Raw genomic sequence first — 17,614 nt, 5'->3', positions numbered from 1 at the left:
ACCATATCAAATTTACAAAAAAGCGTCTATTGTAATGCTGTGTAAATACCTATAATCAAGGCCGTCTGAAACAAAGTTGCAACATTGTGCAACCGCGCCTTGTTTTGTTGTCTGTTTTGCCTATTTCAAACAGGATTCACCATGCAAACCCTTATTCAGTCTGCCGCACAAGATTTGCGCTTCAAAAAGCAGCAAGCCATCGCCGCCTACCGCGTCCACCGCCAGCCGATGGTGTTTTTCGATGCCTACGGCAGAGCCATCGAAACCGCGTTGGGTGCGCTGTGGCTGGAAATATTCGGTGCCGGCCGCCTATGCCTCTTGGCCACCGGCGGCTTCGGGCGCGATGAAATGTATCCTTATTCCGATTTGGATTTGGCCATTGTGTCGCCCGAGCCGCTGGATGAGCTCGAGCAGGAGCAAATCGCGCTTTTTGTGCAAAGCCTGTGGGATATGCAGTTGGCGCCGGCGGTTAAAGTGGGCAGCATCGAAGAATTGTGCGCCAGCGCGGCAGACGACATCACCGGCGACACCGCTTTTCTCGAAGCGCGCTTTATCTGCGGCAGCCATGTGGTGGCCGAGCAGATGCTGCGCCGCTTGAGCCTGCAGCGCGACACTGCGGCTTTTGTGGAAGCCAAGCTTGTGGAAATGCAGCAGCGCCATGCCAAAGCGCAAGGCTCGGGCGCGGTGCTTGAGCCGAATGTGAAAACCTGCCCCGGCGGCCTGCGCGACATCCACACCATGCTGTGGCTGGCCAAAGCGCAAGGGCTTGAAGCCGATGTGCACACGCTTATCCAGCAGCGCATCATCACCCGCGCCGAAGCCGGATTGCTGATGAACAGCCACAAACAATTGGCCAAAATCCGCATTGATCTGCACCTCACCGCCGGCCGCGCAGAAGACCGGCTGATTTTCGACCTGCAAAGCCAGGTGGCCGAAAACATGGGCATGCACAGCGACAAGCAACACATCAAAAGCGAAAAGCTGATGCGCGCGCTCTATCGCGCCACCAAAACCGTGAAGCAGCTCAACGGCATTTTGCTGCCCATGCTGCGCGGGCGCGTGTATTCGCGGCTGCCGCGCATTGTGTATGATATTGATGACGATTATTACCAAGTGGGTGACCAAATCGCCGCCAAAAATAAAAAACTGTTTATCGAATCGCCCACGCATATTTTCAAGGTGATCGCCCTTTTGCAAAGCCGCAACGACCTCACCGCGCTCGCGCCGCAAACGCTGCGCGCCTGGTGGGCCGCTTCGCAAAAAATCAACCGCGCTTTTTACGACAACCCGGCCAACCGCGAATATTTCATCGGCTTTTTCAAACAAGGCAGCGGGCTCACCCATGTGGCGCGCTTTCTCAACCTTTATGGCGTGCTCGGCCGCTATCTGCCGGCCTGGGGCAAAATCGTCGGCCTGCTGCAACACGATTTATTCCACATTTACCCGGTGGACGACCATATTTTGATGGTGTTGCGCAATATGCGCCGGCTGGCGATGGATGCCCACAGCCACGAATTGCCGGTGGCCGCAGCACTAATGCATTCGTTTGACAAGCCCTATATTCTCTATCTGGCCGCCCTCTTTCACGACATCGCCAAAGGCCGCGGCGGCGACCATGCCGTGCAAGGCATTGAAGATGCGCGCCGCTTTGCCGCCGATCATTTTTTGAGCGATGAAGAGCAAAACCTGCTCGCTTGGCTGGTGGAAGACCATTTATTGATGTCCTCAACCGCCCAAAAAGAAGACATTCAAGACCCGGTTGTGATCGAGCGCTTTTGCGCACGCGTGCAAACGCAAGAGCGGCTCACCGCGCTTTACCTGCTCACCGTGGCCGATATCCGCGGCACCAACCCCAAATTGTGGAACGACTGGAAAGCCAACCTGCTGCAAAACCTTTTTCACGCCGCCGGCCGCTATCTGGCCGGCGAAGGCAGCAACCGCGCCGTGGTGGTGAGCCGCCGCCAGCAAAGCGCGCTCGAATTGCTGCACCACACCGGCACGCCCGAAAAGCCGCAAAAGCAATTGTGGCAGGCTTTGGGGCCGGCTTATTTCGTGCGCCACGAATTGCAGGAAGTGCTCTGGCACACCGCCAATCTGGTGCACAACACCGAGCGCGCACAGGCACGCAGCCGCCTGCTGCCCGACACCAACACCTTGCAGGTGATGGTGTTTATGCCCAATGCCGATAAATTATTCGCCCGCCTGTGCCGCATTTTCGGCCATCACGAGCTCAATATTCTCTCTGCCCGCGCCTACATCACCGAGAATAACTACATTCTCGACACCTTTATCGTGCAGATTCCCGCCCGCCACCACCGCACCGACTATGCCTATATCCAAAGCGCGCTTGAGGCCGAGCTCAACAATTTCATCCACGGCCACCACGCCGAAGACGGCGCCACTTGCGGCATACGCAGCCGGCGCAGCCGCCATCTGCCGATTTCGCCGCGCATTGTGCTAATGCCCGAAGAAGACCGCCCGGGCTGGTATACGCTCGAATTGGTGGCGGTTAACCGCCCCTATCTGCTGGCCAACATCGCCGAAGTGTTTTCCGATAAAAACATCAGCCTGCGCTACGCCAAAATCGCCACGCTCGACGAGCGCGTGGAAGACAGCTTCGTGCTCTACAGCCCCGAGCTCGACAACCCGAAAAAGCAGCTCGCCTTGAAGCAGGCTTTGTTTGAGCAATTGAGCGTGTGATGTCAGGCCGTCTGATACCCATTCAAAAAAGTAAGCTAACAAGGCGGCGAGCCGCAGACAGTACAAACGTACGGCAAGGCGAGACAACGAAGTCAGGTTATTTTTTTGGATTGGTATGAAAGCCTGAAAGCGTTCAGACGGCCTCTTGCACAATCATCCGCAACAAGGCTTGACCTTCACCCCGCGTCAAGGTTTATAGTGGCAGCATCGTTCAAATTTTTCAGGAGCACAACCATGCAAACCCTCACCCTCCACATCGACGGCATGACTTGCGGCGGCTGCGTTAAAAGCGCCACTAATGCGCTTTTGGCGGTAAACGGCGTGATTGATGCCAAGGTCAGCTTGGAAAACAAAAACGCTGAAATCCGCTTTGACTCGAGCAAAACCGATGCCGCCGCCCTACTCGAAGCCGTGGAAGATGCCGGCTACGATGCTTCTTTGTAAAGCCAACACTTTTCAAGCCAAGCATCAAACCGAGCAAACGCTTTTCAGACGGCCTTCATTTTATTGCAGGCCGTCTGAAACATTTATGTGAAAGGAAAACCGTCATGCAGCAAAAAGCCCGTTTCGATATCGAAGGCATGACTTGCCAGGCCTGTGCCAGCCGCATTGAAAAAGTGCTCAACAAAAAAGATTTCATCAGCGAAGCCGGTGTGAACTTTGCCAGCGAAGATGCGCAGATCACATTCGACAGCAGCAAAACCTCGCCCGAAGCAATCGCCCAAATCATCGAGAAAACCGGCTATAAAGCCACCCTGCACACCGATGGCGCGCAGCCCGACATCACCTCGAGCACCCAATTGGGCTGGCGCTTGTGGTTGCTCATTCTCATCAATATCCCGTTTTTAATCGGCATGGTCGGCATGATGAGCGGGCATCACGAATGGATGATGCCGGCCATGGTGCAGTTTGCACTCGCCAGCGTGGTGCAATTGTGGCTGGCGTGGCCGTTTTACAAAGGCGCGTGGGCCTCGATAAAAGGCGGCCTGGCCAATATGGATGTGCTGGTCACGCTGGGCACGGTGTCGATTTACGCTTATTCGGCGTTTATGATGTTTTACCACCAAAACTTAGGCCACGACGGCATGTCGCATGTGTATTTCGAAGCCGGCGTGATGATTATCGGCTTTGTGAGCCTCGGCAAATACTTGGAGCAGCGGGCTAAAAAGCAAAGCCTCAACAGCTTGGGGCTGCTGCTCAAGCTCACCCCTGCGCAAGTGAGCGTGCAGCGCGACGGCCATTGGCAAAATCTGCCGCTGGACCAAGTGCAAATCGGCGATATTTTGCGCGCCAACCACGGCGAGCGCATTGCTGCCGACGGCATGGTGATCACCGGCAGCGGCTGGGCAGATGAAAGCCACCTCACCGGCGAATCGCAGCCGCAAAGCAAGCGCGAAGGCAGCCAAGTGCTCGCCGGCGCGATGATCACCGATGGCAGCGTGCAATATCGGGCCGAGCAGCTGGGCAGCCATACCTTGCTCGGCGACATGATGGCCGCGCTCTCCGAAGCGCAAGGCAGCAAAGCGCCGATTGCGCGCATTGCCGACAAAGTGGCCGGTGTGTTTGTGCCGGTGGTGGTGGTGATTGCGCTGGCCACATTTGCCATCACTTGGCTTGTCACCGGCAGCTGGAGCAGCGGCTTGATGCATGCTGTGGCGGTGCTGGTGATTGCCTGCCCGTGTGCGCTGGGGCTGGCCACGCCGGCGGCGATTATGGTGGGCATGGGGCAGGCGGTGAAACGCGGCATTTGGTTTAAAGATGCCGCCGCAATGGAGCGCGCCAGCAAGGTAAACACGGTGATTCTCGACAAAACCGGCACGCTCACCGAGGGCAAGCCCCAAGTGGCTGCTATCTGGCTGCCTGAAAACGGCACGTTTGATGAAAACGCCTTGCTCGCCGCCGCCGCAGCGGTGGAAATGAACGCCACCCACCCGCTGGCCAACGCCATTGTGCAGGCCGCGTTTGCGCGCAAGCTCGATATTCCGGCCGCCGAAGAGGCGCAAACCGAGCCCGGCGCGGGCGTGTATGCCGATGTGGCCGGCATCGGCCGCGTGAAAGTGGGCAAGCCCGATTATTGCCATGTGCAGCTGCCCGACGATTTGGGCGAAGTGTGGCAGATTGCCAGCATTGTGGCCGTGTCGGCCGATGATGTGCCCATCGGCGCTTTTGCACTGGCCGATGAATTGAAAGCCGACAGCGCCCAAGCGATAAGCCGTCTGAAAGCGCACCATATCGATGTGTATGTGATGAGCGGCGACCATCAAGGCGTGGTGCAATATATCGCCGGCAAGCTCGGCATCGAGCATGCCCAAGGCAATATGAGCCCGCGCGACAAAGCCGCCGCCGTGGCCGCGCTCAAAAGCGAGGGCAAAGTGGTGGCCATGGTGGGCGACGGCATCAACGATGCGCCCGCGCTGGCCGCCGCCGATGTGAGCTTTGCCATGAAAGGCGGTGCCGATGTGGCCGAACACACCGCCTCGGCCACGCTGATGCAGCATTCGGTCAACCAAATGGTCGATGCTTTGCTGGTGTCGCAAGCCACCATGAAAAACATCAAGCAAAACCTCTTTTTCGCCTTTTTCTACAACACATTGGGCATTCCGCTGGCCGCCTTCGGCCTGCTCAGCCCCGTGCTTGCCGGCGCGGCCATGGCGCTCAGTTCGATTTCGGTATTGGGCAATGCCATGCGCCTGAAGCGGGTGAAAATCGATTAATCAGGCATAAGAAAGCAGTTCACATTTCAACCTTAGGGTCTGTTCACATTTCATCCGTGCGTAAGATTTTGAGCGAAAAAGCGCGTTTGCAAGGCGAAAAGCGCAGCAAGGTTGGACACCTTGCGAGCATTTTCAACGCGGCAGGCGCGTTTTTGAGCCAAAAGATTGCCACGAGATGAATTGTGAACAGACCCTAATGGATTTTAGGCCGTCTGAACGCGTTCAGACGGCCTAAAATCTGCCGATTTGGTTTACAATAGCGCCATTCTGATTGCAACCTTTATCCACACGGAAACCACCATGCTAGACATCCAACTTCTCCGCAACGACACCGCCGCCGTGGCCGCGCGCCTGGCTGCACGCGGCTATACATTCGACAGCGCACGTTTCGAACAAATCGAAACCGCACGCAAAGCGCTGCAAGTTCAAACCGAAACCCTTCAAGCCGCGCGCAACAGCGCCTCCAAGCAAATCGGCCAGCTCAAAGGCCAGGGCAAACACGCAGAAGCCGAAGCGGCCATGGCCGAAGTGGCGCAAATCAAAAGCCGCCTCGAGCAAACCGAAGCCGAATACCAAGCCGTGCAGGCCGATCTCGACGAATGGCTGATGGGCATACCCAATCTGCCGCACGAAAGCGTGCCGCTGGGCAAAGACGAAACCGACAATGTGGAAGTGCGCAAAGTGGGCGCACCGCGCGATTTCGATTTCGAAGTGAAAGACCATGTGGATTTGGGCGCGCCCTTGGGGCTGGATTTCGAAACCGGCGCCGCGCTCTCCGGCGCGCGCTTCACCGTGATGAAAGGCCAAATCGCCCGCCTGCACCGCGCGCTGGCGCAATTTATGCTCGACACCCACACGTTGCAACACGGCTATCTCGAGCACTACACCCCTTATATCGTCAACGACAACACCCTTTTCGGCACCGGCCAGCTGCCCAAATTCGGCGAAGATCTGTTTCACGTTACCCGTGGCGGCGATGAGAGCAAGCTCACCCAATACCTGATTCCCACGGCGGAAGTTACCCTCACCAACACCGTGCGCGAGCGCATTTTGGCTGCCGCCGAATTGCCGCTCAAGCTCACCGCCCACTCGCCTTGCTTTCGCTCCGAAGCCGGCGCCTACGGCAAAGACGTGCGCGGCCTCATCCGCCAGCATCAGTTTGACAAAGTGGAAATGGTGCAAATCGTGCGCCCCGAGCAATCTTACGATGCGCTCGAAGAAATGGTGGGGCATGCCGAAAAAATCCTCCAGCTGCTCGAATTGCCCTATCGCGTAATAACCTTGTGCACCGGCGACATGGGCTTTGGCGCAACCAAAACCTACGATTTAGAAGTGTGGGTGCCTGCGCAACACACCTACCGCGAAATTTCCAGCTGCTCCAACTGCGAAGATTTCCAAGCCCGCCGCATGAGGGCGCGCTTTAAAGACGAAGAGGGCAAAAACCGCCTGCTGCACACGCTCAACGGCTCCGGCCTGGCGGTGGGCCGCACCTTGGTGGCGGTGCTGGAAAACCACCAAAATGCCGATGGCAGCATCAATATCCCCGCCGCGCTGCAACCTTATCTGGGCGGTGTGCAGAAATTGGCAGCGGCCGACTGATTTCGGCCTGAATAAGCCGGCCGGCTTCGCCAAAGCGGCACAAAATTGAAAACGGCAACCGGGGTGCAATGCAATATGCAACGCACCCCGGCTTTTTTCATCCGCACAGGAAAATGCAAAACCCGCCTGCCGGCAGCAACCTTTCCAACCCACCCGGGCTGCTCAGAAACCATCACACCTGCCGCCGTTTTCCGCACGCTATAATTAGAGCCTTAACCCTATTTTCAACATGACAAACAACTAAATTCAAGCAATACAACCCTTCCCGCGCTTACCCACAAAAGCTGTGGATAACATTGTGGACAGCATGTGAACTGCTGCCGTTTTCCCCGTAAAATCAGGCATTGCAGTTTTATTGCACAAAAATCAAGCCTTTTATTAAAATAAATAAAAATCAACCACTTAAATGATAGACAGGCTTGTCAAGCAAAATATGAGTATGTTTTATGACTGTCGGATTTTTGTTTTTTGTCAATGTGGATAAGCAAATAATTTTTCAACTTTCGGGCTTGACAAAACCCAAGCTTGGCGTAAAACCTTGCCCGTCAAAGATTTAACGGAATCCCATCAAATGAAAAGGCCGTCTGAAAGAAAAACCGCACCGATATGCTGGCTGTTTTGCAGCGTAATCGACAACTATGGCGACATCGGCGTGTCGTGGCGGCTGGCGCAAATCCTGCAACGCGAGCTCGGCTGGCAAGTGCATTTGTGGCTCGACGATGAAGCCGCGCTGCGTGCGCTCAGCCCCGGCCTGCCCTCCCCGCCCTGCACACATGAAAACATTGTGGTGCGCCGTTGGCAGGCAGGCAGGCAGGCCGAAGGCTTAGCGCGCGCACCCGCGCCGCAAATTGTGATCGAAACCTTTGGCTGCGATCTATCCGCCGATGTGGTGGAGATAATGCGTCAAACGCAGCCTTTGTGGCTCAACTGGGAATACCTCAGCGCCGAAGCCGCCCACGAAGCGCTGCACGCCCGCCCCTCACTGCAAGCCGACGGTTTGCAGAAATATTTCTGGTTTATGGGCTTCAGCGAAAAAAGCGGCGGCCTCTTGCGCGAAGCCGATTATGCCGAACGCAGCCAGAGCGGCCTACCCGAGCTGCGCCGCCGCCTCGGCCTGCCGCAAAAAAACCGCCCCGAATGGCTGCTGTTCGGCTACCGCAGCCCGATATGGGCGCAATGGTTTGAAATGTGGCAGCAGGCCGGCGCGCCCATCCGGCTGCTTGTGGCCGGCAAAGAAATCATCGAGAGTCTGCAACAAGCCCGCGTGATTCCCGCTGATGCGCTGCAACAGCCCGGCGATTGCTTTCAGACGGCCTGCGTTGAGCTGGTGCGGTTGCCTTTTGTGCCGCAACACGATTTCGACCGCCTGCTCGCGCTGGCAGATGGCTTAATTATCCGCGGCGAAGACAGCTTTGTGCGCGCGCAATGGGCCGCCAAGCCTTTTTTCTGGCACATCTACCCGCAAGACGAAATGGCGCATCTGGATAAGCTGCATGCTTTTTGGCAACGCGCCTATACGCACTATCCGCCCCAAGTGCGCGCCGCCCACCGCGCTTTGTCGGATGAATTAAACGGTGCCGCCGCGCTTGATGTCGCCGCGCGCCTGGCCGCCTGGCAAGCCCTACAAAACCATTTGCCCGCCTGGCAGCAAGCCGCTGAGGGCTGGCAGCAAAGCTTGCGCACCCAGCCGGCCGCCACCGAAAAACTAGCCAACTTTATCCAAGATAAGCTAAAATAACGCGTTTATTTTAACGACACTTTTTTGATTGGAAACACACAAATGAAAACGGCACAAGAATTACGCTCAGGCAACGTATTTATGGTGGGCAGCGACCCGATGGTGGTGCAGAAAACCGAATACCTCAAAGGCGGCCGCAGCTCAGCCAAAGTGAGCATGAAGCTGAAAAACCTGCTCACCGGCGCGGCCACCGAATCAATCTACAAAGCCGACGACAAATTCGACGTGGTGATTTTGGCGCGCAAAAACTGCACCTACAGCTATTTTGCCGACCCGATGTATGTCTTTATGGATGAAGAATTCAACCAATACGAAATCGAAGCCGAAAACATCGGCGATAGCCTGAAATTCATCGTAGACGGCATGGAAGACATCTGCGAAGTAACCTTCTACGAAGGCAACCCCATTTCTGTGGAGCTGCCCACCATCATCGTGCGCGAAGTGGAATACACCGAGCCTGCGGTAAAAGGCGACACTTCGGGCAAAGTGATGAAAACCGCCCGCCTGATCGGCGGCACCGAAGTGCAAGTGATGTCTTATGTGGAAAACGGCGACAAAATCGAAATCGATACCCGCACCGGCGAATTCCGCAAACGCGCATAATGCCCGCTCTTGCACATTAACAAGAGGCCGTCTGAACATTTCAGACGGCCTTTTTCACGCATTTTGCCGCGCCCTTGAAAAAGAATCGTTTGCAAATGTAAATTTCTCATCCTTATCGCATTATTTACATTTTTAATGCTTGCAATAGAAACGGTTTGCATTTATATTCGCACAAACAAATAATATTTACTCTCATTCCTATTCGAGAGCAAAAGGAGCACATGATGTTTGTCTGCATCTGCAATGCGATCACCGACCGCCAAATTCAAGAAACCGTTGCCGCCGGCGCCAGCACGCTGGGTGATTTGCAAGCCCAATTGGGCGTGGCCACCTGCTGCGGCTGCTGCAGCGATTTGGCTTCCTCATTTTTAAACAGCACCAGCCAAAATCAGATCACCGCCGGCATCAACGTGCAAAGCTGATGCTTCCAGGCTGATTCTATTATTTTATCAATGCCGTCTGAACGTTTCAGACGGCATTGTTTTGTTTTGCACATTCAAGCAAACCGTAGCAAACCGTAGGTACGATTAGCTTTGCCAAAGCAAAGCGTAATCGTACGCATGCCACACAAATGCCGTCTGAAGCCCTTTTTCAAACGGCATTGTTTTGCACATTTCAGCAAACCGTAGGTACGATTAGCTTTGTCAAAACAAAGCGTAATCGTACGCATGGCACACAAATGCCGTCTGAAACCCTTTTTTCAGACGGCATTTGCGTACCGCATTCAAAGAGCGGATCGCAATAAGCTTATCTTTTGAATACGCTTCAAGCTGCTTTCACCGCTGTTTCGATCAAACCCTCACTAAACCAGCGCAATTCATCACGCAAGGCCACCACTTCGCCGATAATCATCAGCGCCGGGCGCGGCGCGCGCTCGGCCATGGCGGCCAAATCGGCGAGGCGGCCGATTTGCACGCTTTGTTTGGCCAGCGTGCCGTTGGACACCACCGCCACCGGCGTGTCGGCGGCGCGGCCGTGTGCCATCAATTGCGCCGCGATTTCGCCGGCCTTCACCGTGCCCATATAAATCACCAGCGTTTGTTTGCCGCGCGCCAGCGTTTGCCATTGCAGACCATCGCCGTCGGGGCGGCAGTGGCCGGTGATAAAGAGCGCAGTTTGCGCATAATCGCGATGGGTGAGCGGTATGCCCGCATAAGCGGTGGCGCCCAGCGCGGCGGTGATGCCCGGCACGATGCGAAACGGCACCTCGGCCGCCGCCAAGGCCTGCGCCTCTTCGCCGCCGCGCCCGAACACAAACGGATCGCCGCCCTTGAGCCGCACCACGCGCTTGCCCTGTTGTGCATAATGCAGCAGCAGGCGGTTGGTTTCTTCCTGCTGCACATGATGCGCACCGGCGCGCTTGCCCACGCTGATTTTATCGGCATCTTTGCGCACCAAGGCCAGAATTTCGTCCGACACCAAAGCGTCATACAGCACCACATCGGCCGCCTGCATCGCTTGCAGGGCGTGCAGCGTCAGCAAACCGGCGTCGCCCGGCCCCGCCCCCACCAGCACCACTTCGCCCTGCTGCGGCCGATAGCCTGCCAATTGGCGGGCAAATTCCGCCTCAGCGGCCGCTTCGTTGCCCTGCGCCACCAAAGTATCGAAGCGGCTGGCAAATAATTGTTCCCAAAAGCGCCGCCGATTGCTCAGCCCTTTGATGCCGGCCTTCACGCGCGTGCGCCAAGCGCCGGCCAGGGCGGCCATTTTGCCGGTGTACGCCGGAATCAAGGTTTCGATTTTCTGTCGCCACAAACGCGCCAGCACCGGCGATGCACCGCCGCTCGACACCGCAATCTGTATCGGGCTGCGGTCGATCACGGCCGGCACGATAAACGAACACAAAGCCTGATTGTCGACCGTGTTGCACAATTTGCCCTGCTTTTCCGCAGCCTGGAAAATGCGCCGGTTTAAAGCTTCATCGTCAGTAGCCGCCACCACGAGAAACACATCGTTTAAAAAGGCCGTCTGAAAATCTTTGCCCAACCATTCGATGCGGCCTTGCTGCAACCAGCCCTGAAAGCGCGGGTTTAATTCTGCCGCCACCACCCGCAGCGCAGCGCCTGCATGCAGCAAACTCTCGGCCTTGCGCTCAGCCACCTGCCCCGCGCCTGCCAGCAACACGGCGCGGCGGTTTAAATCGGCAAAAATCGGATAATGGCTCATGATGGTTTCCTTGTTGAGATAGCAAGGATAGTAAGGCCGTCTGAAAGAAAACAAAAAGAATCGTTTTTGCTTTGTTTATGGTGTTTGGTTATATGGCCGCCAAATCAAGTCAATATAATGTTATGATGTAACATTTCTAAACGGATTCACTGCCATGAAAAAATATCTGCCCATCCTGCTGATGGCGGCAATGGCCGCCTCTTTTCCCATGGCCGCATCGGCCGACAGCCGCATCGAGCGGCTCGAACGCCAAGTAGCCGAATTGAGCGAACGTGTGCGCCAGCTCGAGCAGCAAACCCGGGCGCAACACATTATTATTGAAAACCGTCAAAGCAAAGCGCCGGTGTATGCCTGCAATGTGTCAGTGTTCGGCCACAATTACGAGGGCACCGCCACCAACGAAGGCCTGGCCCGCCAACAGGCCCGCAAGGCTTGCGCAGCCGAGCAAAACGCCATGTTTTGCACCGACCGCGAGATCAAATGCCGCAAATATCCTTAAAGAAAAAAAGGCCGTCTGAATATTCAGACGGCCTCTCGCATCAAACCGGGCAGATTAAATCAAGCCGTGGGTTTGCGGAATTTGCTCTTGGATGGCTTTGGAAATAGCCGAGCTGTCCCAAGAAGTGTTGGTTTCGGTAAACGAGAATTCTTCCAGGCGGTAGGCGCTGCCTTTAAACCAGTTTTCCACGGTTACGCTGTTTTTCGAATCCACAGTAATCAGCAAATCGCTGCCGCTGCGGCTGAAGCCCAAATCGGAAGCTTTGATACCTTCGCCAAACTGCAACACATCATGGCTCTTGCCGGTGCTGTCGTAATCGCAGATGATGTCGCGGCTGTCGCACAGGTCAAACACATAAGTGTCGCTGCCCTCGCCGCCGTTGAGGTAATCGTTGCCATTGCCGCCGTCGAGGTAATCATCACCGTTGCCGCCGTAGAGCTTGTCGTTGCCATCTTTGCCAAACAGCATATCGTTGCCGTCCATGCCTTTGAGCGTATTGTTGCCGCTGTTGCCGGTAATCACGTTGTTCAGCTCATTACCGGTACCATTGAGATTTTGATCGCTCATCAAAATCAGATTTTCAACATTGTCGGGCAAAGTATAGTCAAGGAAAGAGCGCACGGTGTCGGTGCCTTCACCGGGCAATTCGATGATTTCATCAGGCTCAAACTGAATCATGTAGATATCATCGCCCTTGCCGCCATAAAGTTTATCGTGACCTTGATTGCCATTGAGGTAATCATTGCCGTCTTGGCCATAAAGCGTATCGTTGCCGTAGCCACCGTAAATGGTGTCGCCGTTGGCGCCGCCATACACAATATCGTTGCCGTTACCGGCATAAATCACATCAGCGCCTTCCAAGCCGTAAATGATGTCGGCGCCATCGGTGCCGTAGATGGTGTCTTTTACTTTAGTGCCGTAAATCGCGCCCAATTCATCGGGTTTGGGATTTCTGATTACATTGCCCGGATCTTTATCAACACCGCCAAAGCTGTTGTCCGGATTGTCATCGGTGCAATCCACGCAGGGTTTCGGATCGGGTTTAGGTTCAGGTTTGGGATCAGGTTTCGGTTTGGTCGGCGGGCACAAATAAACCGGCAGAAAGCATTTGAACAAGGCACCGAAATCAAAGCCGAATTTTTTCGGCGGGCAATTCACCACCACCGGCTTTTTAGGCGGGCACCATGAGCTGCCGCCGCCATAAGAATAGCTGCCACCCGAGGGGTAGGAAATGCCGCCCGAAGAAAACTTCGAGCCGCCGCCAAAGGAAAACGACTTCGCGCTGAAATAAAACATGATATCTCTCCAAATTAAGAATAAACAACCATCGCCATCACGGAAAGACCAACCCTTTCCGAATCGCGCCCAGTTTAATTCAGTTGGAATAAAATCAGCCCGCCACAAGAAAAGCGGTTAAATAACTTGACTAGCGGTAGTTTCTTAATTTGTGCAATATTTTCTTAAATTTTCTGTAAAAATAGCGTAAAAAACCACCCGAGTGATTATCGGGTGGTTTTTTTATAGCTGATGGCTCAAACAGAATCAGGCATGCAAAAGCGCCGTTTCGATGCGGCCGTCGGCATGCACGCTCAAATAGCCGCCGGTTTCGCCTTCCCAATCTTGCAGCACATAGCGCGTGAGGGTGCGACCGTCGATTTCATGCGTGTGCACCGCCGGGCGGTGGGTGTGGCCGTGAATCAGCACCTCGATATTTTGGCCGGCGTATTTGCCCAACAGCGCCTGCACACCGGCTTCGGTGGCATCGGAAATTTCGCTTTTGCCCTCGGCGTTTTTTTTGGTTTCGCTCATCATGCGGATCTGCCCCGCCAGTATGCGCCGCTCGGCCAAAGGCTTCATCAACACAGCCGCCTGCCACATCGGATTGCGCGATTGAGCACGAAATTGCTGATAAGCCACATCATCGCTGCACAATTCATCGCCATGCACCAATAAATAAGGTTTGCCGTAAAGCTCGGCCACAAATTGCTCGGGCAGCAGGCGGATGCCGCTTTCGGCGGCAAATTTTTCACCCAACAGAAAATCGCGGTTGCCGTGCTGCACAAACACCGGCGTGGCCTGCGCAAAATCCGCCAGCGCCGCCTTAATGCTTTGGATAAACGGCCCGTCGTCGTCGTCGCCCACCCACACATCGAAAAAATCGCCCAAAATATAAAGCGCATCGATTTTACCGCGCCAATCTTGCAGCGATTGGAAAAACAAAGCATTCAATTGCGGCACATCGGCCGACAAATGCAGATCAGAAATAAAAATGGTTTGTGTGTTCATGGTTTATTTTTTAAAAACAGATTCATAAAGAGCCGCTTGAAAGCCTGCATAAAAGCGGCCGTTTTGCGAGAGCACCGGGCGCTTAATCAGGCTCGGTTGCGCCGCCATCAGCGCCACCGCGCCCTCGCGCGTGGCAGCTTGCGCTTGCTGCGCCTCATCCAACTTGCGCCAAGTGGTGCCGCGCTTATTGAGCAGCACCGCCACATCGATATCGCCCAACCAGGCTTCAATCAGATCAGGCGCAGGCGGCGCTTTCTTGAAATCGACAAATTCGGCGGCTATGCCGTGCTCTGCCAGCCAATTGCGGGCTTTTTTCACCGTGTCGCAATTGGGAATGCCGTAAATCGTGGTCATGTTTTGCGCTTTATTCTTTCAGACGGCCTATTGTAAGGGCAGCGGCAAGGTTTGTCATGGCTTCGTGTAAAAAGCTTGGAAACGCGCCTGAAAAAGGCTATGCTTTTGGCAGCGAAACCCAGCTATCCCACTTTAAGATTATGGAGAAAACCATGCCCCGTTCCGCCCCCATCGCGCTGGCCGCCGCCCTGCTTTTGGCCGCCTGCTCCAACGGCAATCAGGCCGGTGACGCGCAATTCAAAAAAGCCATCAACCAATATGCCGAAGAAAACGGCGTGTGCCTGCCCTTGGCGCTCAGCGTGCAAAGCCCGCACGATGGCGGCGCACAAATCGATGTGCGCTTGGGCGCGCCGCAAATTTTGATTGCCGAGCAGGATTTTAACGGTGAACGCATCAATCAAAACGTGTTGGCGCAGATGCGTGTGCTCGATAAAGAAGGTTTCTACAAACGCAGCGGCAGCGAAAACCTGCCCCTGCCCGATGGCAAAGGCAAAATCAAAATCAGCGCCTATGAGCTCACCGAAAAAGGCAGCGCCCAAAGCCGTGCCGGCGCACGCGGGCCGCTTTTCTGCATCGGCCGCCTGAGCGTGGAAAAAATCAATTGGTATACCGAGCCGACACCGGCCAACGGCGTGACCCTTTCCAAAGTTTCCTACGAGGCTGAGTTCAGGCCGGAAAAATGGGCGGAAAAGCTGCTGGAAAAAGGCGGTGAGTATTGGCCGCAAGTCGATAACACCCGCACCCAAACCGCCACGCTGGTGCAAACCAACCAAGGCTGGCGCGATATCCGCGAGCTTCAGTAATATCCATCCCCAAAGATAAGCTTGCTGTGTTATCTCGCCTAGGATCTGTTCACATTTCATCCGTGCGTAAGATTTTGAGCGCAAAAGCGCGCTTGCAAAGCGAAAAGCACAGCAAGGTCGGACACCTTGCGAGCATTTTCAACGCGGCAGGCGCGTTTTTGAGCCAAAAGATTGCCACGAGATGAATTGTGAACAGATCCTAGAATACGGAAAACAAACCAATGCCGTCTGAAAAAATGTTTCAGACGGCATTGGTTTGTGATGCGCACGATAATATTTTGTTTTCACAAAGCGAATCGCGCCTGCGTTTGCCATGCTGCCAGCAGCCCGCCACCTTGCATACCACACCTAAAAAAACAACCCAAAACGTTATCCCGCCTTGCAAACTGACTTTTTGGGATGGCTATCATTTTTCAGACGGCCTGCCGCATCAAGGCCGTCTGAAAAGCACACGCAAAGACAAAGCGGCGAAATAATGCTATGCTTGCCGCTTTATTTCTACCCTGTTTGATGCAATGAAAAAGCTCCTGATTGCCCTTGCCGCCATTGTGATTGCCGCCTTGGCTGCCGTGTTGCTCGTGTTGCCCGATTATCTGGGCAAAAAAGCCGAAGAGAGCTTGGCAGAGCAACAAAAGCTGCTCAGCCAAGCCAGCTTTCTCACCGTGGAATCGCACCGCTACGAGCGCGGTTGGTTCAGTGCCACCGAAACCACCGTGGTGCGCCTGAAGCCCAGCCTGCTGCACAATATGCAGCAATATCTGCCCGACAACCTCAAAACGGTATTGCAAGAGCCGATCACCATCATCAACCACGTCAGCCACGGCCCGTTTGCCGGCAGCCTCACGCCCGTGCGCGCTCGTGTGCGCACCGAATTCCAATATCAGCCTGAAGCGGCCAAAGTGCTGGCGCGCTTTTTCGGCGCACAAGCGCCCGTGCAGATGAACAACACCGTTTATCTCAATGGCGCGGGCGAAATCGAATTGAGCGTGCCCGCTTTCGATTACGAAGAGCTCTCCGGCATCAAGCTCGTGTGGCAAGGCCTGAGCGGCACCACCGCTTATGAAAACGGCTTTTCCGCCTACAGCCACGACTACAGCGCCCCGCTGGTGCATGCCAAGCTGGCCGACCAAGGCGATGTGGTGCTGGAAAAGCTGCACATCCGCAGCCACACCGCCGACGGCAGCAACCGCCTGTCATTGGGCGACAGCAGCTTCACGCTGGGCAAATTCTCGGTGCAATGGAAAGAAGGCATCGATTACAACGTAAAGCTCAACGAATTGGTGAATTTGGTCACCAATCTGCAAATCGGCGCCTTTATCAACCCCACCGGCACCATCGCCCCCTCGCAAATCGTGGTGGAGCAATTGCAGTTTGACACCCAAACCGGCGAAGCCGGCGAATGGATCAACAGCGAAGGCCGCTTCCGCTTCCAAAACCTCACCTACGGCAACGAGCACTACGGCCCGCTCGATATCCACATCGCCGCCGAGCACCTCGATGCCAAAGGCCTTTTAGCGATTAAAGACAAGCTCGCCCAAATCGCCGGCACCGAAATGAGCGACGAAGCCATTCAGGCCGAGCTGATTCACACCGCCAAAAACGAAGCCTCCAGCCTCTTTACCAACAACCCGGTGCTGAAAATCAACACCTTCAGCTTCAAAATGCCGCAAGGCACGGTGGAGGTGAAAGGGCAATTGAGCTTCAACGGCCTCAGCGCCGCCGATATGAACGACTTCAACGCCATGATTCAAAAAACCAGCGCCACGCTCGATATGCAGGTGCCGCAACAATTGCTCGAGCAGCTGGCCATCAGCCAGGCCGGCAGCATTTTCAGCGTGAATCCCGAAGACGCCGCCGCCGGCCGCGCCAGCATGGAAGACATCAACGACACCTTGCGCCTGATGGTGCAAAGCACCATCAACAGCATGCAGGCCGATGGCTATGTTGATGTGAAAAACGGCAATGTCCACACCCTGCTCGATTTGGCCGGCAACACGCTCAAGCTCAACGGCAAAGTGTTTGAAACCGAGCCCGAGCCCGAATTCAGCGAAGCCGATTTGCTGCCCGAGCAAGAGCTTGCTGCGCCGCCGGCCGAAGCTGCATCGGCGCCTTAACGTGAGTGAGGCCGTCTGAAAAAATAAAGCAGGCCGTC

15 protein-coding genes are annotated in these 17,614 nt (G+C 55.3%); 11 read left to right on the top strand and 4 right to left on the bottom strand.

Annotated elements, in window-relative coordinates; translation table 11 throughout:
* The first annotated feature begins 141 nt into the window (after nt 1-141).
* From glnD to LVJ78_RS05490, 7 genes are all read left to right on the top strand, one after another.
* Nucleotides 142-2,700 (top strand): [protein-PII] uridylyltransferase, encoded by a 2,559-nt coding sequence (glnD, locus tag LVJ78_RS05520; protein WP_132952380.1) that lies wholly within the window; start codon nt 142-144, stop codon nt 2,698-2,700.
* A 234-nt stretch (nt 2,701-2,934) separates the two neighbouring features.
* On the top strand, nt 2,935-3,144 hold the full coding sequence (locus tag LVJ78_RS05515) for a heavy-metal-associated domain-containing protein (RefSeq protein ID WP_132952382.1): 210 nt from the start codon (nt 2,935-2,937) through the stop codon (nt 3,142-3,144).
* A gap of 104 nt (nt 3,145-3,248) precedes the next feature.
* Entirely contained in the window at nt 3,249-5,414 is a 2,166-nt protein-coding gene (locus LVJ78_RS05510) for a heavy metal translocating P-type ATPase (RefSeq protein WP_132952384.1), read from the top strand.
* 300 nt (nt 5,415-5,714) lie between these two features.
* On the top strand, nt 5,715-7,013 hold the full coding sequence (gene serS / locus LVJ78_RS05505; protein ID WP_132952386.1) for a serine--tRNA ligase: 1,299 nt from the start codon (nt 5,715-5,717) through the stop codon (nt 7,011-7,013).
* Between the two features lie 571 nt (nt 7,014-7,584).
* A complete protein-coding gene (gene earP, locus LVJ78_RS05500) occupies nt 7,585-8,751 on the top strand; it encodes an elongation factor P maturation arginine rhamnosyltransferase EarP (protein ID WP_132952388.1) in 1,167 nt (388 codons plus the stop codon).
* A gap of 42 nt (nt 8,752-8,793) precedes the next feature.
* Nucleotides 8,794-9,354: an elongation factor P gene (efp, locus tag LVJ78_RS05495; protein WP_132952390.1), complete on the top strand. Its 561-nt coding sequence runs from the start codon at nt 8,794-8,796 to the stop codon at nt 9,352-9,354.
* 224 nt (nt 9,355-9,578) lie between these two features.
* Nucleotides 9,579-9,776: a (2Fe-2S)-binding protein gene (locus LVJ78_RS05490; RefSeq protein ID WP_132952537.1), complete on the top strand. Its 198-nt coding sequence runs from the start codon at nt 9,579-9,581 to the stop codon at nt 9,774-9,776.
* Between the two features lie 343 nt (nt 9,777-10,119).
* Here the strand turns inward: LVJ78_RS05490 and cysG are convergent, their stop codons facing one another.
* Nucleotides 10,120-11,520: a siroheme synthase CysG gene (cysG, locus tag LVJ78_RS05485; RefSeq protein WP_132952392.1), complete on the bottom strand. Its 1,401-nt coding sequence runs from the start codon at nt 11,518-11,520 to the stop codon at nt 10,120-10,122.
* Nucleotides 11,521-11,674: 154 nt separating this feature from the next.
* Between cysG and LVJ78_RS05480 the strand changes: the two genes are divergently transcribed.
* Nucleotides 11,675-12,019 carry a hypothetical protein gene (locus tag LVJ78_RS05480; protein WP_132952394.1) on the top strand — a complete coding sequence of 115 codons (345 nt, stop codon included), beginning with the start codon at nt 11,675-11,677 and terminating at the stop codon, nt 12,017-12,019.
* Between the two features lie 54 nt (nt 12,020-12,073).
* Here LVJ78_RS05480 and LVJ78_RS05475 read toward each other — a convergent pair whose 3' ends face one another.
* From LVJ78_RS05475 to LVJ78_RS05465, 3 genes are all read right to left on the bottom strand, one after another.
* Nucleotides 12,074-13,315, bottom strand: a complete 1,242-nt coding sequence (locus LVJ78_RS05475; RefSeq protein WP_132952397.1) for a calcium-binding protein — start codon at nt 13,313-13,315, stop codon at nt 12,074-12,076.
* A 246-nt stretch (nt 13,316-13,561) separates the two neighbouring features.
* Entirely contained in the window at nt 13,562-14,305 is a 744-nt protein-coding gene (locus LVJ78_RS05470; protein WP_132952399.1) for a UDP-2,3-diacylglucosamine diphosphatase, read from the bottom strand.
* 3 nt (nt 14,306-14,308) lie between these two features.
* On the bottom strand, nt 14,309-14,659 hold the full coding sequence (locus tag LVJ78_RS05465; protein WP_132952401.1) for an arsenate reductase: 351 nt from the start codon (nt 14,657-14,659) through the stop codon (nt 14,309-14,311).
* A gap of 152 nt (nt 14,660-14,811) precedes the next feature.
* Between LVJ78_RS05465 and LVJ78_RS05460 the strand changes: the two genes are divergently transcribed.
* The 3 genes from LVJ78_RS05460 (at nt 14,812) to LVJ78_RS05450 (ending at nt 17,576) form a co-directional block, all read left to right on the top strand.
* Nucleotides 14,812-15,462, top strand: a complete 651-nt coding sequence (locus LVJ78_RS05460; RefSeq protein WP_132952403.1) for a hypothetical protein — start codon at nt 14,812-14,814, stop codon at nt 15,460-15,462.
* 221 nt (nt 15,463-15,683) lie between these two features.
* On the top strand, nt 15,684-15,938 hold the full coding sequence (locus tag LVJ78_RS05455; RefSeq protein ID WP_132952405.1) for a hypothetical protein: 255 nt from the start codon (nt 15,684-15,686) through the stop codon (nt 15,936-15,938).
* 39 nt (nt 15,939-15,977) lie between these two features.
* Nucleotides 15,978-17,576 (top strand): YdgA family protein, encoded by a 1,599-nt coding sequence (locus LVJ78_RS05450; protein WP_132952407.1) that lies wholly within the window; start codon nt 15,978-15,980, stop codon nt 17,574-17,576.
* The last annotated feature ends 38 nt before the right edge of the window (nt 17,577-17,614 follow it).

Source organism: Uruburuella suis (assembly GCF_022870845.1).
Lineage (GTDB): Bacteria > Pseudomonadota > Gammaproteobacteria > Burkholderiales > Neisseriaceae > Neisseria > Neisseria suis.
Note: the sequence above shows the minus strand (reverse complement) of the source record. Positions and strands in the feature narration are given on the sequence as shown.